General features: G+C 74.7%; 13 protein-coding genes. 6 read left to right on the top strand and 7 right to left on the bottom strand.

All coding sequences use genetic code 11. The features are described 5' to 3' along the window. Positions 1–295: 295 nt before the first annotated feature. From ACFV57_RS29250 to ACFV57_RS29240, 3 genes are all read right to left on the bottom strand, one after another. Positions 296–1588, bottom strand: a complete 1293-nt coding sequence (locus ACFV57_RS29250) for a PspA/IM30 family protein (protein ID WP_385238359.1) — start codon at positions 1586–1588, stop codon at positions 296–298. Positions 1589–1707: 119 nt separating this feature from the next. After that, complete coding sequence (locus tag ACFV57_RS29245) at positions 1708–3042, bottom strand: erythromycin esterase family protein (protein ID WP_385238357.1); 1335 nt, start codon at positions 3040–3042, stop codon at positions 1708–1710. Between the two features lie 68 nt (positions 3043–3110). Then, on the bottom strand, positions 3111–3905 hold the full coding sequence (locus ACFV57_RS29240) for an SDR family NAD(P)-dependent oxidoreductase (RefSeq protein ID WP_385238356.1): 795 nt from the start codon (positions 3903–3905) through the stop codon (positions 3111–3113). 241 nt (positions 3906–4146) lie between these two features. Here ACFV57_RS29240 and ACFV57_RS29235 point away from each other — a divergent pair, with 241 nt between their 5' ends. Next, positions 4147–4374, top strand: coding sequence for a DUF5133 domain-containing protein (locus ACFV57_RS29235; protein WP_385238354.1), 228 nt, complete (start codon positions 4147–4149; stop codon positions 4372–4374). A gap of 99 nt (positions 4375–4473) precedes the next feature. Next, positions 4474–4632 (top strand): hypothetical protein, encoded by a 159-nt coding sequence (locus tag ACFV57_RS29230; protein WP_385238353.1) that lies wholly within the window; start codon positions 4474–4476, stop codon positions 4630–4632. Positions 4633–4684: 52 nt separating this feature from the next. Here the strand turns inward: ACFV57_RS29230 and ACFV57_RS29225 are convergent, their stop codons facing one another. After that, positions 4685–5020, bottom strand: a complete 336-nt coding sequence (locus tag ACFV57_RS29225; RefSeq protein ID WP_385238351.1) for a hypothetical protein — start codon at positions 5018–5020, stop codon at positions 4685–4687. 235 nt (positions 5021–5255) lie between these two features. Here ACFV57_RS29225 and ACFV57_RS29220 point away from each other — a divergent pair, with 235 nt between their 5' ends. Next, positions 5256–7217 carry a sigma-54-dependent Fis family transcriptional regulator gene (locus ACFV57_RS29220; RefSeq protein WP_385238350.1) on the top strand — a complete coding sequence of 654 codons (1962 nt, stop codon included), beginning with the start codon at positions 5256–5258 and terminating at the stop codon, positions 7215–7217. On the opposite strand, the gene ACFV57_RS29215 is transcribed toward ACFV57_RS29220, so the two are convergent. Next, the gene (locus ACFV57_RS29215) at positions 7189–7401 is read right to left on the bottom strand and encodes a hypothetical protein (protein ID WP_385238348.1); all 213 of its coding nucleotides are present in this window, start codon (positions 7399–7401) and stop codon (positions 7189–7191) included. The two genes, ACFV57_RS29220 and ACFV57_RS29215, sit on opposite strands and share 29 nt — an antisense overlap. A gap of 184 nt (positions 7402–7585) precedes the next feature. Between ACFV57_RS29215 and ACFV57_RS29210 the strand changes: the two genes are divergently transcribed. From ACFV57_RS29210 to ACFV57_RS29200, 3 genes are read left to right on the top strand one after another with little or no spacing between them, the layout of a single operon-like run. Continuing rightward, complete coding sequence (locus ACFV57_RS29210; RefSeq protein ID WP_385238347.1) at positions 7586–10702, top strand: amino acid adenylation domain-containing protein; 3117 nt, start codon at positions 7586–7588, stop codon at positions 10700–10702. 60 nt (positions 10703–10762) lie between these two features. Continuing rightward, positions 10763–16561 (top strand): condensation domain-containing protein, encoded by a 5799-nt coding sequence (locus tag ACFV57_RS29205; RefSeq protein ID WP_385238345.1) that lies wholly within the window; start codon positions 10763–10765, stop codon positions 16559–16561. Then, complete coding sequence (locus ACFV57_RS29200) at positions 16558–17556, top strand: 3-oxoacyl-ACP synthase (RefSeq protein ID WP_385238344.1); 999 nt, start codon at positions 16558–16560, stop codon at positions 17554–17556. The genes ACFV57_RS29205 and ACFV57_RS29200 overlap by 4 nt, the downstream gene beginning before the upstream one ends. 33 nt (positions 17557–17589) lie before the next feature. Here ACFV57_RS29200 and ACFV57_RS29195 read toward each other — a convergent pair whose 3' ends face one another. Both ACFV57_RS29195 and ACFV57_RS29190 read right to left on the bottom strand, forming a co-directional pair. After that, positions 17590–18534: an ANTAR domain-containing protein gene (locus ACFV57_RS29195; RefSeq protein WP_385238343.1), complete on the bottom strand. Its 945-nt coding sequence runs from the start codon at positions 18532–18534 to the stop codon at positions 17590–17592. Positions 18535–18739: 205 nt separating this feature from the next. After that, positions 18740–21535, bottom strand: coding sequence for an AAA family ATPase (locus tag ACFV57_RS29190; protein WP_385238341.1), 2796 nt, complete (start codon positions 21533–21535; stop codon positions 18740–18742). Positions 21536–21582 lie beyond the last annotated feature (47 nt).

Below are 21582 nucleotides of genomic sequence, written 5' to 3'. Positions count from 1 at the left end.
CCTGCTCGGTTCCCTCGGTACCACGGCGTTCCGTTCGGTCATCGTCCTGCCCGTTTCTGCCCGGCACCAGGTTTATAGCAAGCGAGGGGGCGCGTTCCGATGCCCGTAACGGAGAAAAACCCGGCCGTTTCTGCCTGTTTCCGTGCCGTGATTCCGGGCCGTGCCGCCGTGGCCCCGCCCGTTCGCCCGCTCAACGGGCCCGATCTCCGGTACGCGGACGGGCCGGACCGCTCACGGCACCCGGCCCGGCGCCCGTACCGGCATCCGTCCCGCCACCCGGCCAGGACCCCGGGCCTCAGCCGAGGATCAGCCGCTCCGTGTCGAAATCCGCGACGATCTCCAGCCGTCCGCACAGGGCCTCCACGTACGCGGCGAGGGTGCGCACCTCGACGGCGCCCGGCTCGGCTTTCTCGATCTCCGCCACGCGGGCGGCCGGCACCCCCATGCGCACGGCGAGCTGACCCCGGGTCACCCCCCGGCGGCGGCGCACCGACGCCAGCCGCTGCCCCCGGTTCCGGGCCACGAGCAGCGCCGCCCCGTCGAGCCGCTCCTCGTCCCGCCCGGGGTACCACTCGTGGAGGAAGGCACGGCTCCCGCAGAAAGCCTGGTCCTCGGCGCCGGGTTCCCGCCCGCGCAACTCCCGCTCCGCCAGGCGCCTGCGGGCCGACGGCAGGGCGTACTCGTACCAGTCCCACCACTGCGTACGGTCCGCGGCCACGGCGAGCAGCACCACGGCCTCGGCGGCCGGGTCCGCCCCGGCGGCCCCCGCATCCGCCGCGCTCTTCCCGGTCTCGATGGTGCACAGCATCCGCAGGTCCCGGCCCGTCAGCGCGCCGAGCCGCAGCTCGTACAGCTCCATGGCCGGTGGCGGCGCGCCCAGCGGCTCGTCCACCTCGTGCTCAAGCCGCTCGGCCCCGGCGGCCATGTCGCGGGCCGCCGCCCCGGCCGAGGCGACCGCGCCGTCCGCCTCGGCACACGCCGCCTCCTCTCCACCGTCCGGCCCGTCCGCCTCGGCGCACGCCTCGTGCACGCTCTGCTGGGCATGCCCGGCCGACTGGACGGCCTCCACCCCCGCCCTGCGGGACCGGAAGCCGTCGACCTGGTCCTGCACCCGCCGGCTGATCCCGATGAGGGCGGCCTCCCGCTTGCGGACGTCGGCACGCGACTCGTCGAGCAGCACCTGCTGGTGGCGCACCGCCGACCGCCGGTCGTCCGCCTCCCGGGCGAGATCCGTGCGGCCCGAGGCGACGGCCTGTGCCCCCAGGTCGGACAGCCGCCGGGCCTGCCGGCCCAGCTCGCCGACCTGCCGGTCGAGTTCGCGGCGCGATACCGCCACGTCGGCCACCGCCCGCCGGACCTTCAGCAGCAGCGTGAGCTGGCGCTGATACCAGTAGTCCAGGGCCTCCCGCGGCTCGCCCGCCCGCAGGGCGGCGCCCACCGGCACCACCAGGGGAGGTCCGAGCCGCAGGCCGTGCTCCAGCAGCGCGGTCACCGCCTCCCCGACGAGCCGGGCCGCCCGCGGGTCGTCGCGGCGCAGGCCGTTCAGCCGGCTCCGTGCCTCTCGTGTCATCACCAGCCGGTACGTCATGACGGCCGCACCTCCTGACGGGCCCTGCACGCGTCCCGTCTACCACTGTGCCGCTCCCGCCGACCGCTGTCCCGGCATTGGGAAAGGGCGGCGGCGAAGCGGGCGGCGTGCGGGGGCGGTCAGAACCCGAGGTCGTCGACCACGGTGGTGGCCGGGACGCTCAGGAGGCCGTCGAAGGCGTCGACGACGGGAGTCCGCAGGTAGCCACTGTGCATACGGATACGGTCGGGGGCCGCCTCCGCCGCTTCGCCCGGCTCCGTACCCCGGTGTGCGCGCAGCCCGGCCAGCGCGATGTCCGACCCCAGACCGGCCGCCACGAAGGCCGCCTCGACGCTGCCGGGCTCCGGCGCGCCGAGTGCGGTGTCCTCGACGCGGAAGCCGAAGGCGGTGTGCTCGTCGAGGTGCATGTCCGCGGTACGGCCGCCGACGCCGGTCATACCGAGGGCGAAGTAGTCCTCGCCCAGGGCATGGCTCAGGTGGTGGCCCATGGGGAGCGACGTGAGGCGGCCGTCGAACGAGACCGTCGTCCGCTGGATGTGCGCGTTGTGCGCGGGGAGCACGACGCGCGTGCCGGGCGCGGAGCGGTCCAGGAGCCACCGGACCGAGTCGGCCATGAAGACCTCGCGGGCCGAGGCGTCGGCCGGCACACCGTTCCCCGCGTACAGCTCGGACATGGCCCGCAACTGGTGGTCGGTGTGGCACGCCGCCTCGGCGCGGCGCAGGGCGATGTCGTAAGCGGGCCGGCCGCCGCGCCCGACGTACAGCGGTTCCATGGCCCGCAGTCGCGTACGCAGGCGCGTCAGCATCGTGCTGAGGGCGTCCTGCTCGCCGGTGTCCAGCCGGGCCCAGGCGGGCGCCGCGAGCGCCATGGACGCGCAGGCGAACCGTTCGGCGGTCTTCATGGCGTCCTGGACGAGCGGCAGGCCGTCCGGATCGACCTCGCGGAGGTACTCGGCCACCGGAGCCAGGGCCGGGAGCAGGGAGCCCCCGGCCTCCGGCACGTCCACACCGGCGAACCGTACGGGGAGGGTCGCGGTCCGGTTGTAGCGGCGCAGCCAGTGCAGCGGGCCGGACAGCCCGATGGGGATGGACGCCTGGGTCTGCCGCGCGAAGTCCTCCTCCGTGCCCTCCCCTTGCGCCCACGCGTCCAGCGCGAAGCCCTCGCTGAAGCCGTACTCGAAGGCCAGTGCGGTGAATCCGCAGCGCTGGACGAGGAAGCGCAGGATACGTTCGCGGGCCAGGCCGAACTCCTGGATGAAGTGCGAGTTCTCGCCGAGCGCGACGACGCGGGCGTCACCGATGAGCGCCCGCAGCGGCTCCAGGTCGTCGAGCGGTTCCTCGGGGTCGAGGGTGCCGAGGACGGCGGTCCGCTCGCGGAGCCGGCCGGCGAACCCGTTCCCGGCGGCGTCGCCCTCGCCGGGGGCCCGGTGCTGGTCGTGGTCGTGGTCGGGCATGGCGGATGCTCATTTCTCGGTGACGGAAGACCGGTGCGGACGGCCCTTGGGGGCCCGGCCCGGTGGAGTCAGGGCAGGATCGCGTCCACGTATCCGCCGTCGACGCGCAGCGCGCCGCCGGTGGTCGCCGATGCCTGGGGCGAGCTGAGGTAGACGACCATGTTGGCGATCTCCTCGGGCTCGATGAGGCGTTGCAGCAGCGACTGGGGGCGGTGTACGCGCATGAACTCCCGCTGGGCAGCGTCCCACGGAAGATCACGGTCGACCAACTGATATACGAAGTCCTCGACGCCGCCGGTGTGCGTCGGCCCGGCGATCACGGAGTTGACCGTGACGCCCGTCCCCGCGGCCTCCTTGGCGAAGCCCCGCGAGACGGCCAGCAGCGACGTCTTGGACACGCCGTAGTGAATCATCTCGGCGGGCACCACGACCGCGGAGTCGCTGGCGATGTTCTGTACGCGCCCCCAGCCGCGCTCCGTCATGCCCGGCAGGTACAGCCGGATCAGGCGGACCGCGCTGAGCACGTTGGTCTCGAAGTACTCGCGCCACTGGGCGTCGGTGATCTCCAGGGCCGGGCGGGAGCCGAAGATGCCGAGGTTGTTCACGAGGATGTCGGTGTGCGGCACGGCCGACAGGAGGTCCCGCGCGCCGCCCTCGGTGGCGAGGTCGGCGGTCACCCCGGACACCGTCGCGCCGGGCACCGCCGCGCGCAGCCGGCCGGCGGCCTCGTCGAGGCGCCCGGTGTCGCGTCCGGTGAGCACGACGTCCGCGCCCGCCCGCGCGAGGCCGGTCGCGATGGCGTGGCCGATGCCCTGGGAAGAACCCGTCACCACGGCCGTCCGGCCGGAGAGATCGATCTGCATGTCCGGAGCTCCCTTCGCCGCTGCGCGCGACGGCGTATCACCGTCGCGTACGCATGCGTGCTTCCGCGTACGTCCGGAGCCCAGCATCGCGGGTGGGGGGCGTCCGGTGTGCGGGGCGCGCGGGACACCGAGTGTGTTGTGGGACGTGTGATGTATCTCTTTCGCTGTGGGCATGAGGGGCCGTCGGGCGGGTAGTCGCGACGGTGAAACGAAGGCAATGATGTGATGAAAGGGGAAGAGGATGTTGTTGGCGCACCCGGTGGTGTTGGGTAACCTCGTCGATCAGTACGAGACATTGCGGGTGCTGCGTGCTGAGGACGGCAGTCCTGAGCTGCGTCGGCGGATGGACGATCTCGCCTACTCGCTGTGTATTTCCACCGGAACGAAGGATGTTGATGCGGCACTGGTCGCGGCCAGGCACCGGCTGCCCGGCACGGGCGTGCGGGAGGACTCTCTCCTGGCCGCCTGAGACGCGGTCCGGCCGTAGTTCCGGCGTCGTTGTAGTTTCCGCATCCCCCTGCTCCGGGCGGGGGACGGTGCGGCTGAATGGTTCGAGGACTGACCCCAGATGACCGCTGCCCGCCTGCCCGCCGGCCCACCGATCTACGACAGCCTCATCGAGGAGCACGGCGACGTACTGGCCCAGGTCCGCCAGCTGGCCAAGGAGACGGAGCGCGAGGCCAGCGAACTGCTGGACTGGAGCGAGCTGCGCGCCGGCCGGGACTGACGTCGCGTCGGCCGGGCCGACGTCCGGCCGGGGCCCGCAGGCGCGGTCCCGCTCAGGCCCTGCCGCTCTCGTGCGGCGGTGACAGCCGCGGCAGTACGCGGCGGGTCAGGTCGTCGAGCGCCTCCAGGGTCGCCAGGCTGGTCTGCACGTGGTGCAGGGACTGGGCGAGACAGGTGTTGGCGCCCGCCACCGTGTCGTGCGCGTTGTCCCGGATCTGGCCGATCAGGTTCTCCAGTATGTCCAGCGACGCGAACAGGTCGGCCAGCGCGGAGCGGTTCGCCTCGGTCAGCTTCAGTGCGTACTGCTCCGAGGGGCGGCTCGCGTCGAGAGGGGTCGGGCGTCCGTTCCAGCACAGCGTCACGGTCGGCTCCTGCGGCCTGGTCGGCATGGGCGGTCCTCGCGCACGGCGGCGGGACCGGGGCCCTGTCGTCGTACGGCGCCCGCAATCGTGCCGACGCGCTCAGAATTACAGCACGCGCCGCACCCGGCGTGATGTCTCACTCTGAGACGGTACGGCGGCAACTGCCCTGCGCTGAGCGGGTTTTCGCGCCGAGGTGGAAAAGCGCCGCGCGCCGTGCCGCGATCGGGGCCCGTCGCGGGGATCGCGGTTCGGCGCCCGGGGCATGTCTGCAACCATGGACTTCCGGGACATCCCCGAACGGGCGGTCATGCGGGCACGCGAGCGAATGCTGGGCGGTGCGCCCGAAACGGCGACAGCGGCGGCCCCGCGCGGACCGGACGCACCCGGTACGGCCGGCAGCCCCGCGCCCGTCACCACCGTCCCCGGCACGCCGCAACCACGGACCAGGGACACGATCCTCTCCTCCTGGAGACGCTGCCGCCTGCAGGCGGTCGACGCCGACCGACTGCACGTCCCGCACGTGGAGAAACACATCGACTGGGACAGCCGCTTCCTGGCCGCGGCGGCACCGGTGCTCGACCGCGTCGGGGAACTCCTCGCGGACTGCACGGCCGGCGTGGTCCTCGCGGACTCCGCGGCCCGGGTCCTGACCCGCCGGGGCGGCGACCCCGCGGTGGTCCGCCTGATGGACCGGGTGCACCTGGCGCCGGGCTTCAGCTACGCCGAGGACGCCGTCGGCACCAACGGCATCGGCACCGCGCTGGCCGAACGCCGCCTGAGCACCGTCTTCGGCCCCGAGCACTTCTCCGAACCGCTCCAGCGCGCGGCGTGCGCCGGCATCCCCGTACGCAATCCGCTCACCGGACGGCAGGAAGGCGTCGTCAATCTGACGTGCCTGCGGCAGGACGCCTCCCCGCTGATGGCCGCGGTGGTCCGGCAGGCCGCCACCGACATCGAGGAACGGCTGCTGGAGCGCTACTCCGGCAACGAGCGCGCGGCCCTGGACGCGTTCCTCGCCGCCGCCCGGCGCGCCAGCGGCCCGGTGCTCCTGGTGACGCCCACCCTGCGCACCACCAACACCGAAGCGGCCCGCCTCCTGGAGCCGCAGGACCTGCGCCAGTTGGGCGCGCTGGCCGCCGACCTGCTGGCCGCGCCGGCGGGCGGCCGCAGGCAGCGCGTGGACACGTCGCTGCGGCTGGCCTCCGGCCCGGACGTACGGGCCCGCTGCACCCTGGTCGGCCCGCCCGCCCGGCCGGTCGGCTGCCTCGTCGCCATGACGATGCCGGAGGTCGGGGGCGCCACCGTCGCGGCGGACCGGGCGCCCGGCACCCGGACCGGGCCGCAGCCCCTCCCGTCACCTCTCCCGGCGCTCCTGCCGGGCCTGGCCGGCACCTCGCCGTCCTGGCGCTCCGCGAGCCGGGACGTCACCTCCGCCTGCCGGCAGCGGCTGCCCACCCGTGTGGTGGGCGAGGCGGGCGTGGGCAAGCTGGCGCTGGTCCGCGCCGCCCACCACTGGGTCCGCCCCCGGGCGCGGCTGCGCGTCCTGGACCTGTCCGTATCCGCGCGCGCCCCGCACGTACTGGCCCGCGCCGAAGAGGCCCTCCGCGACGAGGACGGCACGGTCGTGCTCCAGCATCTGGAGGTGGCGAGCCGGGAACTGATGCACCGGCTGGAGACGCTGCTCGCCGGCGCGCGGCGCAACCGCGGCGCCGGCCCGTGGGTGGTCGGCCTCTACACGGTCGCCGGGCGGGGACCGGCCCCGCACGCCGCCCCGCCCCCGGCCCTGGACAGCGCCGTCTTCCCCTGCACGGTGGCGGTGGCGCCGCTGCGCTACCGGCCCGAGGACATCCGCGACCTCGTCCCGGCGCTGCTGTCCCGGCACGGCGGCGGCACCGTGTCCTGCACGCCGGCCGCGATGCAGGTGCTCTCCCGCTTCGACTGGCCGGGGAACGTACGGCACCTGAGCCGGGTGCTCCAGCAGGCGGCGCGCGGGCGCCGCCAGGCGGACCTTCAGCCGCACGACCTCGCGCCGGAGTGCCACAGCTCCTGCCGCCGGACCCTCACCCCCTGGGAAGCCGTCGAACGCGACGCGATCGTACGGGCTCTGCACGACGCCGCGGGCAACCGCGACGCGGCGGCCCGGCAGCTCGGCATCTCCCGCGCCACCATCTACCGCAAGATCCGGCTCTACGGCGTCACCGTGGCGCCCGCGAGAGCCCGGTGAGAGGCCCGGGTCCACGGTGGCCGGCGCGCAGGCCGCCGAGGGAGATGCGCAGCAGGCCCGTGGCGCGGGTGCGCAGTTCCTCGATGACCAGGCGAAGCTGATGGATGCCCTCCAGGTCGGGGGCCGGCCAGGTCGGCGAGGAGGAGTTCGCCGCGGGGCTCCCTCGCCGCCCCGTCCCGGACATGGTCGCCCACGGGCCCGGTGTCCGTCCCGCGCCGCGCCCGGCCTTCCGCGTGGGGGCTGACCCGGACACCTCAATAACGCCCGGGGAAATGCTCAGTTGGACGTCCCCTTTCCCCGGGCGGTGCTGGATAACATGACCGGGATGTTGTGCTGTGCGATCGCTGAGCGGAGCGGGGGCCGCGCGCATGGGGAAGTCCGAATTAGCTGATATATGGCCGCTGACAGCCATGCAGATGGGCATGTACTTCCATGCCGGCTACGATCCGCAGGCCACCGACATCTACCGCAGCCAGACGACACTGGATTTCGAGGGGCCGGTCGACCTGGCCCTGCTGCGGTCCGCCCTCCAGCAGCTCACCCGCAGGCACGCACCGTTGCGGGCGGGCTTTCGCACCCTGGGGTCCGGGGAAACCGTGCAGTTCGTGCTGCGCGACGTGGATATTCCCTGGACGGAAACCGACCTGAGCGAGACGGATGAATCCCGGATACGGCAGGTGACGGACCAAGAATGGCAGCGCCGATTCGACCTCGGCGAATCCCCGTTGCTGCGGGTGACGGCGATACGGCTGGCCGCCGACCGGCACCGCATTCTGCTGGGCATGCACCACATTCTCTGTGACGGCTGGTCCGTCGAGGTCCTGCTGGACGAATGGGCCACGCTGTACGAACACGCGGGGGACCTCGCCTGCCTGCCGTCCGTGACGCCCTACCGCACGTACGTCGCCTGGCTGGCCGCCCGCGACCGGGACGCCGCCCTCGCGGCCTGGCGCCGGACCCTGACCGGCGTACGGCCCACCCTGGTGGCGGGCGGCCGGGGCTCCGGCGCGCCGACGGACCCCGTCGAGATCCCCGTCGGCGTCACCGCGGACCTGACCGCCGGGCTGGAACGCCGGGCGCGCCGCCTCGGCGTGACGATGAGCACCCTGGTCCGCGGCGCCTGGGGCATCCTGCTCGGCCGGCTCGGTGGTGGCGACGACGTGGTGTTCGGTACGACGACATCCGGTCGGCCGCCGGACGTACCGGGCATCGAGACCATGGTCGGGATGTTCATCAACACGCTCGCCGTACGGGTGCGTTGGGACGAACAGGAACCGCTCGCCGACTTCCTGCACCGGCTGGTCCGCGAACAGAGCGCGCTCCTGGCGCACGAACACGTCGGCCTGTGGGAACTGCACGCCCTCACCGGCGCCCGGGAGCTGTTCGACACGCTGGTGGTCTACCAGAACCTCCCGCTGGAGGCGGCGGTCCGCGACCTCGGCGGCGGGGTCCGGCTCACCGAGCCGACCGGCCGCGTCGCGGCCCACTACCCCCTCGTCCTCAACGCGCAGCCCGGCGAGTTCCGGCTGACCTACCGGCCCGACCTGTTCGACCGGGCCGAAGCCGAGGCCGTCGCGGGCCGACTGGTGCGGGTGCTGGAGCACTTCGCCCGGGACGCCGCGGTCCGGCCGGCGGACATCGACGCCCTCCTGGAGGGGGAACGGGAGCGGCTGACCATGAGGGTCGACATGGGGCGGACCGGTACCACGGGGGAGACGGTGACCGGGGTGTTCGCGAGGGTGGTGGAGCGCTGCCGGGACCGGGCGGCGGTCGTGTACGGCGGCGGGACCCTGACGTACGGGGAACTGGCCGGCCGCGCGGACGCCGTCGCCCGGTACCTGCGGTCGCGCGGGGTGACGGCGGGGGACCGGGTGGCCGTGCGGCTGCCCCGGTCCGCGGACCTGCCGGCCGTACTGCTCGGCGTCGTCGAGGCGGGTGCGGCGTACGTGCCCGTCGACCCGGGCGGCCCGGCCGAACGCACCGGCCTGATGACGACGAACGCGGCACCCGCCTTCGAAGTCACCGAGGACCTCCTGCCGGACGCCCTCGCCTACGCGGGCGCGGAAGCCGGGATGGCCGCCGGACACGGGCCGGGCGCGGAACCGGGGCCGGCCGCCGGACCCGCCCCGGCCGCCGTCAGCGCGGACTCCGCGTTCTCCGTGATGTACACCTCCGGTTCCACCGGGGAGCCGAAGGGCGTGACGGCGACCCACCGAAGCGTGGCGGCCCTGGCGGCGGACCCCTGCTGGGGCGGCTGCGCCACCGGCCGGATGCTCTTCCACGCCCCGCACACCTTCGACGCCTCCTTCCTGGAGATCTGGGTGCCGCTGCTGAACGGCGGCTGCGTCGTCGTCGCCCCCGACGGCATCGCCGACCCCGACCTGCTGACGGCCCTGGTGGCCGAAGCGGGCCTGACCTCCGTCCACCTGACGGCGGGTCTCTTCCGGGCGCTGGCGCAGGAGGCCCCGGAGTGCCTGGCCGGGCTGCGGCACGTGCTCACCGGCGGCGACGTGGTGCCCGCCGAAGCCGTGGCCCGCGTCGCCCGCGCCTGCCCGGACCTGGAGATCCGCCACCTGTACGGGCCGACGGAGACCACCCTGTGCGCGACCGTGCACACGCTGCGGGCGGGCACCCCGGTCCCGGACACCCTGCCGCTCGGCGGCCCGCGCGACGGGGTCGGCCTGTACGTCCTGGACGGTCTGCTGCGGCCGGTGCCGACCGGTGTCCCGGGAGAGCTGTACGTGTCCGGAACCGGCGTCGCCCGGGGCTACCTGAACCGGCCCGCGCTCACCGCCGAACGGTTCGTCACCTGCCCGTACGGCGGACGCATGTACCGTACCGGCGACCTCGTCCGCCGGAACCGGGACGGGCACCTGGAATTCCTCGGCCGCACCGACGACCAGGTCAAGATCCGCGGCTACCGCGTCGAACCGGACGAGACGGCCGCCGTCCTCGGACGCTGCCCCGGGGTCGCCCAGGCGACGGTGACCGTACGGGAGGACACCCCCGGCCACAAGCGGCTGGTCGCGTACGTCGTGCCCGAGCACCCGGGAACGCCGGTCGCGGACGCCGTCCGGCGGTTCGCGGACGGCCGCCTGCCGGAGTACCTACGGCCCTCGGAGACCATCGTCGTCAAACACCTCCCCCTGACACCGAACGGCAAGGTCGACCGGGCCGCCCTGCCCGCCCCGGACGCCGTCCGCCCGCCGGCCGACCGCGGCCCGCGCACCGCCACCGAACGCGCCGTCCACCGCATCTGGTGCGAGGTGCTGGGACGCCGGGAGTTCGGGATGCGCGACAAGTTCTTCGACACCGGCGGGACCTCGCTGAAGCTGCTGACCGTACGCAACGAACTCGCCCGGTTCTGCGGCGCCGACCTGCCGGTCGCGCTGTTCTTCGAACACTCGACCATCGAGGCGATGGCGGAGACGGTCGACCGGCGCCGCCTGGTGCCCGTCGACGACGACCACAGCCACGAGCTGTAGCGCAACCGGACCGGCCCCCACCCCGGCGGTCCAGGACCGCCGGAGAAGCGGAGAAGAGACATGAGGACGGGTGACGTCGCGATCATCGGGGCTGCCGGGATCTTTCCCGACGCGGCGGACCTGGAGACGTTCCACGACAACCTGTGCGCCGGCCGCGACAGCGTCGGCGGGCCGGGACCCGGGCGCCTGCGGCCCGGCGACGACCCCGGCGAACGCTACCTCGCCATGGGATACCTGGACCGCGTCGACCTGTTCGACCACGAACTCTTCGGCATCCCCCGGCGCGAGGCCGAACTGATGGACCCGCACCAGCGGCTGCTGCTCCAGCTCACCCACCAGGCCATCGAATCCGCCGGATACGCCCCGGCCACCCTGCGCGGCTCGGCCGCCTCGGTACTGCTCGCCGCCGTGGAGACCGGACCGGACGAGAGGGCGGAGGCCGACCGGGACGTGGTGGGACTGCTCGGCACCTCGACCGCCGCGCTCGCCGCCCGCCTCAGCTACCTCTTCGACCTGCAAGGCCCCGCCCTCGTGGTGGACACCGCGTGCAGCAGCGGACTGACCGCGCTGAGCCTCGCGGTCCGCCAGCTGCGCAACGGCGAGGCGCCGCTGGCGATCGTCGGCGGCGTCAACCTCCTGCCCCCGCCGGTCCTGCGGGCCGACTGGACTCCGCTGCCGGGCCTGGAGTCCAGCGACGAGCGCTGCCGCCCCTTCGACGCCGGTGCCAACGGGATGACCGCGGGGGAGGGCGGCGGCATCGTCGTGCTCAAGCCGCTGTCCGGGGCCCTGGCCGACGGCGACAACGTGCTGGCCGTACTGAAGGGCGTCGCCGTCAACCACAACGGCTACCGCGCCGCCACCATGGCCGCGCCCAGCCAGGTCGCCCAGGCGGACGTGCTGACCGGGGCCTGGCGGGACGGCGGAGTCGAGGCCCGTACGATCGGCTACGTCGAATGCCACGGCTCGGGCACACCGCTCGGCGACGTCGTCGAGGTGGACGCGCTGCGCCGGGCGTTCGCGGCGGCGGGCGTGGCCGGCCGGCAGTGCGCGATCGGCTCCGTCAAGGCCAACATCGGGCACCTCGGCAACGCGGCGGGCATCGCCGGCCTGTTCAAGGTCATGGCGGCGCTGCGCCACGGCACCCACTACCCGGCCGTCAACTTCACCGTCCCCAACCCGCTGATCGACTTCGACGGGCCGGTGTACGTCAACGACAAGCGGCGCTCCTGGGAGCCGGACGCGCGCGCCGTGCGCCGAGCCGGGCTCAGCAGCTGGGGCATGACCGGCACCAACGTGCACGCCGTACTGGAACAGGCGCCCGCCGCCCCGGCCCCGGGAGCCGCCGTGCCCGGCGCGGAACTGGTCACGGTGTCGGCGAAGACGTCCGGCGCCCTGGACCGCTACCGCACCCGGCTCGCCGACTTCGCCGAGCGCACCGACCAGTCCCTGGGGGCCGTCGCGCACGCCCTGAACCGGGGCCGCGACGACCACCCGTACCGGCTCGCGGTGACCGCCGGGACGACCCGCGAACTGGCCGAGCGGCTGCGGGCGGCGGCCGTTCCCGAAGCGCCTGCGGCCGAAGCGCCGCGGCCGGTCCTGCTGTTCTCCGGGGACGCGCTCCCGGACGACGAGGTCTGGGCGCGGCTGCGCGCGCAGTTCCCCGTCCCCGCCGAGTGCGAGGAGCTGGACGCCGCGGCCGCGGACCGGGCCGCCCGGACCGTCGTACGGCAGTACGCGCTCTACCGGGTGGCCGAATCGCTGGGGCTGGCGGACATCAGCGTGATCGGCTCCGGAGCGGGCAACCTGGCCGTACGCGCGGTCCGGGGCAGGCTCACACTCGCCGAGGCCGTCGCCGAGGCGGCCGGGCGGCAGCTGCCCGCGGCGCCCGACCGGGCGCGGCTGGAGCCGGTGGTGGCCGGGCTGGCCCGCGACGGAGCCCTGCTCGTGGAGCTGGGCGCGGGCGGCGTCCTCGCGCGCGAGATCGGCGGCCTGGCACCGGAACTGCCCGTGGTGGACCTCGCCGGGGACGGCACCCGGGGCGGCGTCCTGGAACGCCTCGGCCGCCTTTACGCGCTCGGCGCGGCCGTCGACTGGGAGCGCTATTACCGCGACACCACGGTCCGCCGCATCGAGGCACCGACGTACCCCTTCGAGCCGACCCCGTGCCGGTTCGGCCGCCCGCGCACGGCGCGGCCCGCCAACGGCCGGGACCCGTCCGCCACATCCGGGCCCTCCGGGCCGGGCGCCGCGCAGCCCACCGGCCTCGCGGAGACCGAACGGCGCGTCGCCGAGGTGTGGGCGGACCTGCTCGACCGGCCCGACGCCGGGCCCGACTCGGACTACTTCATGCTCGGCGGCACCTCACTCGTGGGCGTCGGCCTGCTCCGCCGCCTCCAGCAGGACTTCGGTGTGGAGGTCACGTTCGCCGACCTCTACGCCCACTCCACGGTCCGTACACTCGCCGGACGGGTGCTCGAACTAACCACGGAGGCCGCGGAAGCCGGTGCGGGTGGAGCGGACCGTGCAGACGGTGCGGTCGGGGAAGCCGGCGGTCCCGGAGATGCCGGGGAACGCACCCCCGCCCCGGCCGACCGGCCGATCACCCGGATCGGGCGCGACGGCCCGCTGCCGCTGTCGTTCGGCCAGGAGCCCCTGTGGTACCTCGACCAGGTCAACCCGGGCAGCCCGCTCTACAACGTCCCCGCGCCGATGCACCTCACCGGCCCGCTGGACCCGGCCGCCCTCCAGGACGCGCTGACCGACATGGCCGCGCGGCACGAGGTGCTGCGCAGCGCCTTCCTGACCGACGAGAACAGCGCCCCGTACGTGGTGTTCACCGCGCCCGAACCCCTCCTGGCCGTCCTGGACGTCAGCCGGCTGCCGCGGGAGAAGCGCGGGCCACGGGTCCGTACCCTCATCCGCGACGCGGTCGCGCAGCCCTTCGACCTCACCCGGGACACCCTGCTCCGGGTCCTGCTGATCAAGCGGGCAGAGGAGGACCACGTCCTCGTCCTCAACTTCCACCACAGCATCTTCGACGGCGGGTACACCGCGCTGTTCTCCCGCGACCTCGCCGAGTTCTACCGGGCGCGCAGCACCGGCACCCCGGCGCGGCTGCCCGAACTGCCCGTCCAGTACCAGGACTACGCCGCCTGGCAGCGCGCCCTGCCGGCCGGCCGGCGGTGGCAGCGCGGCCTGGAGTTCTGGCGCCGGGAACTGGCGGGCCTCAGCCGCCCGGAACTGCCGCTGGACCACCCGCGCCCGGACGTGCAGTCGTACGAGGGCGAGGTGCTCCCCTTCCTCGTCGACGCCGCGACCGCCGGACGGGTACGGGAGTACAGCCGCCACCACGGGGTCACGACCTTCGTCACCATGCTCGCCGTGCTCGACGCGCTGGTCCACCTGTGGTCGGGCCACCGCGACATCGTCATCGGCGTCGCCACCTCCGGCCGCGTCCACCCCGACGTGGAGAACGTCATCGGCTACTTCAACAACCTCCCGCCGTTCCGCACCGACACCACGGCCGGCCTGTCCTTCGACGAGCTGGTCCGGCGGTGCGCGGGCACCGTCGCGGGCGTCCTGGACCACGAGGAGATCCCGGTCAGCCAGATCGTCACGGCGGGCGGCGCCCGGCGCGACCTCGCCCGGCACCCGCTGTACGACGTGACGTACACCTACCAGAACGTGCCGCAGTACGAGGGCGGCATGGCCGGGGTGGAGATCACCCGCTACGCGGACACCGACGTCGGCGGTGTGGTGCCCGGCACCGCCAAGTTCGACATGTCCTTCGGGATCGTGGACGGCGGGAGCGGCCCGATGAGGGGCGAACTCGACTACGCGACCGCCCTCTTCGACCGGGCCACCGCCGACCGCCTCGTGACGTGGTTCCCCGAGCTGGTCGCGGCGGCCGTGGCGGACCCGGGCCGGCCGATCGGCGAACTCGGGCGGCCGCGGCGGCCGGTGGCAGCGCCCGCACCCGCTCCGGAGCCCGTACCCGCGCCCGTCGCCGAGACGCCTCCCGTGCCCGCATCCGCACCCCTGCCCGTACCGTCCCCGAAGCCCGAAGCCGCCGCAACCGCAGCACCCGCGCCCGCCCCCACCGCCGAGGCGCCCCGCGACGCGCAGGCCATCCTGCGGAAGCTGTTCGGCGAGCTGGTCGGCGCGGACCGGGTCGACGCCGACGACGACTTCTTCGCCATCGGCGGGGACTCGGTGATGTCCATCCAGCTGGTGGCCCGCGCCCGCCGGGCCGGCGTGATGATCGCGCAGCGCGACGTCTTCGAGCGGCGGACGGCCGCGGCGATCGCGGCGGTGGCCGGGGCCGCCCCGCGCCGCTCCACGGCGGACGACGGCGCGGACCGCACCGTCCCGCTGACCCCGGTGATGCGCGAATTCGCCGAACGGACGGGCATCCCGGCCCGGTTCACCCAGTCGGTGACCCTGGCCGTCCCCGGCGGCCTCGACCACACCGCACTGACGGGCGCCTTCCGGGCGGTGCTGGCCCGTCACGACATGCTCCGGGCCCGGCTGACGGGCGAGGCGGGCACCGCCCCCGCCACCTGGTCGCTGACGGTGCCGGAGCCCGCCCCGGACGGCACCGGCGCCGAGGTGCGCCGGGTCGACGCCGCGGGCCTGGACCAGCGGCGACTGGCCGGCCTCGCGGAGCGGGAGAGCCGGGCGGCCTACGGACGGATCGACCCGCGGGCCGGCGTCATGACCCAGCTCGTCCTGCTGGACCGGGGGACCGCCGAGGACGGCAGGCTGCTGCTCGCCGCCCACCATCTCGCGACCGACGTACTGTCCTGGAACGCCCTGCTGAGCGACCTCGAAGCGGCGTACGACGCGCTCGCCGCGGGGAAGCCCCCGGCGCTGCCGCCGGTGGCGACCTCCTTCGGCCGGTGGGCACGGACCCTGGCCGAGTTCGCCGGCACCCCTGCATGGCAGGCCGAAATCCCGGTGTGGCAGCGCATCCTCGCCCCCGGTGAGCCGCCGCTCGGCGGGCAGCCCGTCGTCTCCGGGCGCGACGGCCTCCCGCACGCCGGGCGGGTGTCCGTACCGCTGTCGGCGCCGGTGACCGCCGGACTGCTCACGGCCGTCCCCGCGGCCTTCTACGCCGGGACCGGCGACCTCCTGCTCGCCACCCTGGCCTCGGCGGTGGCCGAATGGCGTACGGCGCGCGGCGCGGACCCCGGGCCGGTGCTGGTGGACGTGGAGGGCCACGGCCGGGAGCCGCTCACCGACGACATGGACCTGTCCCGCACGGTGGGCTGGTTCACCTGCGCCTACCCCGTACGGCTGGACCCCGGCGCGGTCGACCTCGCGGAGGTGCGGGCCGGCGGGCCCGCCGCCGGACAGCTCATCAAGCGGATCAAGGAACAGCTCGGCGTCGTCCCCGGCAACGGCCTGGGCTACGGAGCCCTGCGCTACCTCGCCCCCGGCAGCGGCAGCACACTGGCCGCGCTGCCCACCCCGTCGATCGGCTTCAACTACCTCGGCGGACTCATCGGCGGCCCCGGCCCGGACGGCGCGCCGCCGGACGGCGCGGCCGGCGGCTGGCGGCCGGCCGGCATGGGCGGCGAAGGCGCGGAGACCACGCCTCCCGGCCATGCCGTGGAGGCGTCCGGGGCGGTCGTCGGCGGGCCGGACGGGCCGGAGCTGCACCTGGCCCTGGCGTGCTCGCGCGCTCTGACCGACGAGAGCGGGGCCCGCGAACTGTGCCGGAGCTGGGCGGCGCTGCTGACCGGCCTGACGGTGTACGCGGACCGGCCCGACGCGGGCGGGCACGTGCCCTCGGACTTCCCGCTGGTCGCGCTGAGCCAGCAGCAGATCGAGCAGCTGGAAGCGGGGATCGGGGAATGAGCATCGCCCTGCGCGCCACCGCCACCCACCTGCCGGGCCGGGCCACCCTGGCCGCCCTGCCGGAACTGGCCGCGCTGGACGGCCCGGAACGGGCGGCCTGCCTGGCACTCGGCATCGAGCGGGTGGCCGTCGGCGACGGCCTGTCCGCGGTGGACCTGGCGGCACGGGCCGGACGGCAGGCGCTCGCCGCCGCGGGGCTGGCCCCGGACCGGCTGGACGGCCTGATCATGATCGAGCCCCGGGCACCCGAGGCGTTCTCCACCTCCGAGGCGACCCGGCTGCAGGCGCTGCTCGGCGCGGACCGGGCCTGGGCGTTCACGGTGGGCGGCCTGGGCTGCGCCTCGGTGGTGCCCGCGCTGCTCGCCGCGGCCGGGCGGCTCGCCACCGACCCGTCCGCCGACCACATCCTCGTCGTACACGGCAGCAAACCGGTCACCTCCCGCCGCTACCGGCACCCGGTGACCGTCAACGGCGACAGCGGCCAGGCGGTCCTGGTGTCCCGGGACGGGCCGCTGCGCGTCCGCGACATCCTCCTGGAGACCAGTGGCGAGTTCTGGAACCTGTTCCAGGTCGACTACCGGGGCCGGGAACCGGACCGGTGGCGCGAGGAGTGCACCGACGTCCCCACGTACGCCTTCCGGCTCGCGGTGGAGTCCAGGAAGCGGATCGCGGCGCTGACCCGCCGCCTCCTGGAGCGCAACGCCGTGGAGCGGGACGCGGTCTCCTGCTACGTCGGGCAGAACCTGTCCACCGCCGCGCACCGGATCGTCGCCGAGTCGCTGGACGTCGAACTCTCCGACGCGTGCGCCGACAACCTGCGGGACAACGGCCATCTCGGCCCCAACGACGCCCTGCTCAACCTCGCCACCGCCGTGGACCGCGGCCAGCTGCCCGAAGGCGGACTGGCCGTCGTCCTCAACATGAGCCCGGCGGCGGCGTGGAGCGCGATGCTCGTCGAGCACGGCGTGGCGGAGGGCGGCGCCGTCTGTCTCTGACCGGCCGGGGCCGCCCTGCCGCGCGCCTGTACGTCAGTCCGTGAGCCGCCGCGACGGATCGGCCCGCAGGGCCCTGCCGCGGTGGTGGAGGTCCTCCAGGGCGTTCAGCAGGACCGTCTGCCGGTGCCATTCCAGCCACCGCCCGGCCTGCGCGGCCATCGTTTCCAGGGCGGTGGTCTGGGAGCGGGTCAGGGTCTGCCGCGCACGCGGCAGGTGGACGGAGAACACCCCGACGGTACGGCCCGAGGCGGCGACCATCGGCGTGCTGTGCGCGGTGCGGCTGCCCGTCGAGAGGATCATCTGCCGGGCCGGTTCGGTGAACACCGGGTCGGTGGCTATGTCGGAGGTGACGCTGACCTGACGCCGGGCGGCGAGGGCGCAGGTGGTGTTCTCGGCGTCGACCAGCGCGAAGAAGTCCCGGAACTCCCGGCTGAGGCCGTGGTGGTGCTCCATCCGCAGCCCCGTCGACGGTTCGGCGGACTGCAGGTCGCCCATCCCGGCGTCGGTGTACACGAGCGCCTGGTGCAGCACCCGCTTGAGGACCGTGCCGCGGTTGACCGTGTCCGGCCGGTGGCCGGGCAGAAAGGGCAGCGGGGGCGGCGTCCGGCCGGCCCGGCCCGGGAACCACGGGCCCCGCTCGTCGTCCGGGCGGGGGACGGAGACCACGGCGGACGCCAGGGACCGCAGTTTCAGGTTGTGCTGCTGTGAACAGCGCTTCATCAGCTCGAACGCGGTCTGCGCGTCCGGCAGCCGGTAGCGCTCCTGGAGCAGGCCCTGCGCCTGCGAGATCAGCGGATGGGCGAGCAGCTTGCCGCGCAGGTCCCGCACCTCCCGGCGGAGCCGGTCGATCTCGGCCTGTCCGCCGTCCTCCGGAGCGCCGTTCCCCGGACCGGTGTCCCGTGTGCCGTCCGCGTCCGACGGTGCGGCGGCCGTGCCGGGGGCGGGCGCCGCCGCCGACGGGTCCACTGGCTCGTGCATCGCTTCCTCTCCTCGCAGGCGCCGTTCCCGGGGCACCGCGGGCAGGCAGCGGGGGCGCCCGGCTGCCCGGGCGGTGCCTCGACATGTGTGAACCTAGCCGATCCGCCGGCCGGTACCCGCGGGATGCGGGCAGAACTGTTGTCATGTGGTAAGTGTCACTGGACCGACCGGTGACTTCCGGACAGCCGTGCAGGGTTTGCGCCGGTCAGTCGACCAGTTCGCCGGACGCCATCAGCCGGGTGAGCTCGGTCCGCGAGCGGACACCGAGCTTCCGGTAGACCCGGGTGAGGTGGGCCTCGACGGTCTTGCGGGAGACGAACAGGGAGACCGCCGCCTCGGTGTTGTTCAGACCGCGGGCCACCGCGCGGGCCACCTGGAACTCCTGCGGCGTCAGCTGTTCCCAGACGCCGTCCGGCGCGGCCGGCGCCGCCAGCGGGGCGCCGGTGGCGGCCAGCTCCCCGGCGGCGCGCCGCGCCCACGGCACGGCGCCCAGGCTCTCGAACAGGGCCAGCGCCGACGTGAGCGGCGTGCGGGCGGCGGCGGGGTGGCGGTAGCGGCGCAGCAGCTCCGCCTCGCACAGCAGCGTACGGGCCTGCTCGAACGGCTCCCGGACCCGCTGGTGCGCGGCCCGCGCGGCGGCGAACGCCGCCTGCGCCGCCTCGTGCGACGCGGCCAGCAGGCCCCGGCAGCGGGCGGCGGCGGCCTCCGGGGCCGCGAGCCCGGTGGCCCGCGCCCGCTCCTCCAGCCAGTCCGCCACCTGCGCCGCCCGCGCCGTGTCGCCTCTCCGCAGGTGCGCCTCGGCGAGGTCGGCGGCGCACGGCACCACCAGCGGATTGCCCACCCCCTGCGCGGCGAGCAGCGCGAAGCTCTGCTCCAGCTGGTCGGCGGCGGCGCAGTGATCGCCGTGCGCGAGCGCCGCCAGGCCCAGCGCGGCGGTCAGGTGCATCTCCAGGCAGCCGATGCCGTACCCGCCGACCTCCCGCCGCGCCCGGCTCACCTGCTCCTCGCAGCGCACCCGGTCGCCGCGCAGCGCGTCCAGCCGCGCCAGGCAGGCCAGGCTGTAGCCGACGCACGAGATCTGGCCCAGCTCCTGCGACCAGTGCAGCGCCTCGGTGGCGTCCCCGTACCCGGCGGTCCAGTGCCCGACGCGGGCCTCCAGGTCGCTGCGCACCGCCAGGGTGAACGGCAGCACGCCGGGCGCGCTGTGCCGCCGGGCCGACTCCACGGCGGAGTTGAGCAGCCGACGACTTCGGTCCCGGTCCTCTACCCAGTTCCACGCCTGCCCGGCCAGCGCGTACAGCTGCTGGTTGCGTACGGGATCGCCCGTGCAGTGACCGTCGGCGTCGCCCAGCATGGCCTTGCCCCGGCCGATCTGCCCGGAGAGCGTCAGCGCCGACCCGAGCAGGGCCATGCTCAGCCAGCGGTCCGGCCCCGACTCGGAGGCCAGCCGGAACGAGTCCTCGGCTATGCACACCGCGGAGGTCACCCGGCCGTCCATGCTGGCGGGCACCACCGCCTCCGCGAGCAGCACACACGCCCGTACGGGGTCGGCGCCGCGGATGTTCCGCGCGGCCTCGACGAGGAGTTCGTAGGCGCGGGCGGGCTCCCCGTTCCAGGTGTGAATGCGGCCCAGCAGCAGCTCGATGTCGGCACGCACGGCGGAATCCGTCGTCGTACGCAACGCCTCCTCGCACCACTGCGAACTGGACGCCGAGCCGCCGAGGAAGGCGTCGGACGCGGCGCGGTGCAGCAGATCCGCGCGCGCCGCCCGGTCCTCGGTGAGTTCCGCGGCGCGCCGCCAGGCCAGCGCGGATTCCTCGAACGCACTGCGCCTGCGGGCCTCTTCCGCGGCCTCCGCCAGGGCGGCGGCGGCCCGCTCGTCCGGGCCGGTCGCGGCAGCCGCCCGGTACCACGCGTGCAGCGGCCCGCGGGTGACCTCCGCCAGGGCGCCGAACGCCGCGAGCCGGTGCGCCAGCGGCGCCCGCCCCAGCACCAGCGGACGCAGCACCGGGTGGCGGAAGTCCAGCCCGCCGCCGGTGGCCGTCACGAGGCCGTCCTCCTCCGCCGGGCACAGCGCCTCCAGCGACAGGCCGAGCACGCCCAGCGCCTCGCACAGCCCGGACAGCGCCGTCGACCGGTGCGCCGCGAGCACCGTGAGCGCCTGCCGGGTGGCTTCGGGGAGCGCGCCGATCCGCGCCGACCAGGCCCGTTCCAGATGCCGCCCCAGCGACGGCGGGTCGTGCATCGGCTCCTCGCCGCGCACCTGTTCCGGGGTGAGGGAGTGGGCGGCCTCCAGCAGGGCGAGGGGATTGCCGCCACTGATCTTCACCAGGTCCGCCACCACCGCCGGCGCCGCCTCGATCCCCTCCCGCCGTAACAACTGCCCGCACTCGCCCCGCGACAGCCCGGTGACCTCTACGGACGGCAGGCTGTGCGGCGCGCCCGGCTCGCCGTGCTCCTCGCGCGAGGTGAACGCGAGCGCCACCCGCTCGCCCGCCACCCGCCGCGCGACGAACAGCAGCACCCGTTGAGAGGACGGGTCGACCCATTGCAGATCGTCCACGAGGACGGCCACCGGCTGCTTCTCGCCGAGCGCGGCCAGCACGTTCAACGCGCCCATGCAGGCCGCGTACGGGTTGGCCAGCGGTTCGCCCGACAGGGCCAGACAGGATTCCAGCGCCGCGCGCTGCACCCCGGGGAGTTCCCTGAATTCTGAACCAAACGGGAGCAACAGGTCGGCGAGGGCCGCGAACGGCAGCACCGTCTCCGACTCGATGCCCCGTGCCCACAGCGCGGCGTCCCCGGCCTGCTCGGCGGCGTACTCCAGCAGTGCCGTCTTGCCCACCCCGGGCTCGCCCCACAGCAGCAGCGCCGCGCCTCCGTCCGCCCCCGCCGCGAGCAGGTCGTCGATCAGGCGGCGTTCGCGCCCGCGGCCCACCAGGCCCGCGCGCGGCGGGCTGGGGAGCCGGGACCAGCCGGAAGTCCGTTGCCTGCCGTCCATGTCGCCCCCTGGGCGCTCGCAGGTGCCAGGTGTGCGGCCCGTACAAA

The organism is Streptomyces sp. NPDC059788 (assembly GCF_042732265.1).
In the GTDB taxonomy this organism is placed as follows: Bacteria; Actinomycetota; Actinomycetes; order Streptomycetales; family Streptomycetaceae; genus Streptomyces.
The sequence above is the reverse complement of the archived record's forward strand: the minus strand, read 5'-3'. Positions and strand labels throughout refer to the sequence as shown.

Coding starts and splice junctions, on each gene's coding strand:
- ACFV57_RS29250 (WP_385238359.1), bottom strand. CDS start 1,588: ATGACGTACCGGCTGGTGATGACACGAGAGGCACGGAGCCGGCTGAAC.
- ACFV57_RS29245 (WP_385238357.1), bottom strand. CDS start 3,042: ATGCCCGACCACGACCACGACCAGCACCGGGCCCCCGGCGAGGGCGAC.
- ACFV57_RS29240 (WP_385238356.1), bottom strand. CDS start 3,905: ATGCAGATCGATCTCTCCGGCCGGACGGCCGTGGTGACGGGTTCTTCC.
- ACFV57_RS29235 (WP_385238354.1), top strand. CDS start 4,147: ATGTTGTTGGCGCACCCGGTGGTGTTGGGTAACCTCGTCGATCAGTAC.
- ACFV57_RS29230 (WP_385238353.1), top strand. CDS start 4,474: ATGACCGCTGCCCGCCTGCCCGCCGGCCCACCGATCTACGACAGCCTC.
- ACFV57_RS29225 (WP_385238351.1), bottom strand. CDS start 5,020: ATGCCGACCAGGCCGCAGGAGCCGACCGTGACGCTGTGCTGGAACGGA.
- ACFV57_RS29220 (WP_385238350.1), top strand. CDS start 5,256: ATGTCTGCAACCATGGACTTCCGGGACATCCCCGAACGGGCGGTCATG.
- ACFV57_RS29215 (WP_385238348.1), bottom strand. CDS start 7,401: ATGTCCGGGACGGGGCGGCGAGGGAGCCCCGCGGCGAACTCCTCCTCG.
- ACFV57_RS29210 (WP_385238347.1), top strand. CDS start 7,586: ATGGGGAAGTCCGAATTAGCTGATATATGGCCGCTGACAGCCATGCAG.
- ACFV57_RS29205 (WP_385238345.1), top strand. CDS start 10,763: ATGAGGACGGGTGACGTCGCGATCATCGGGGCTGCCGGGATCTTTCCC.
- ACFV57_RS29200 (WP_385238344.1), top strand. CDS start 16,558: ATGAGCATCGCCCTGCGCGCCACCGCCACCCACCTGCCGGGCCGGGCC.
- ACFV57_RS29195 (WP_385238343.1), bottom strand. CDS start 18,534: ATGCACGAGCCAGTGGACCCGTCGGCGGCGGCGCCCGCCCCCGGCACG.
- ACFV57_RS29190 (WP_385238341.1), bottom strand. CDS start 21,535: ATGGACGGCAGGCAACGGACTTCCGGCTGGTCCCGGCTCCCCAGCCCG.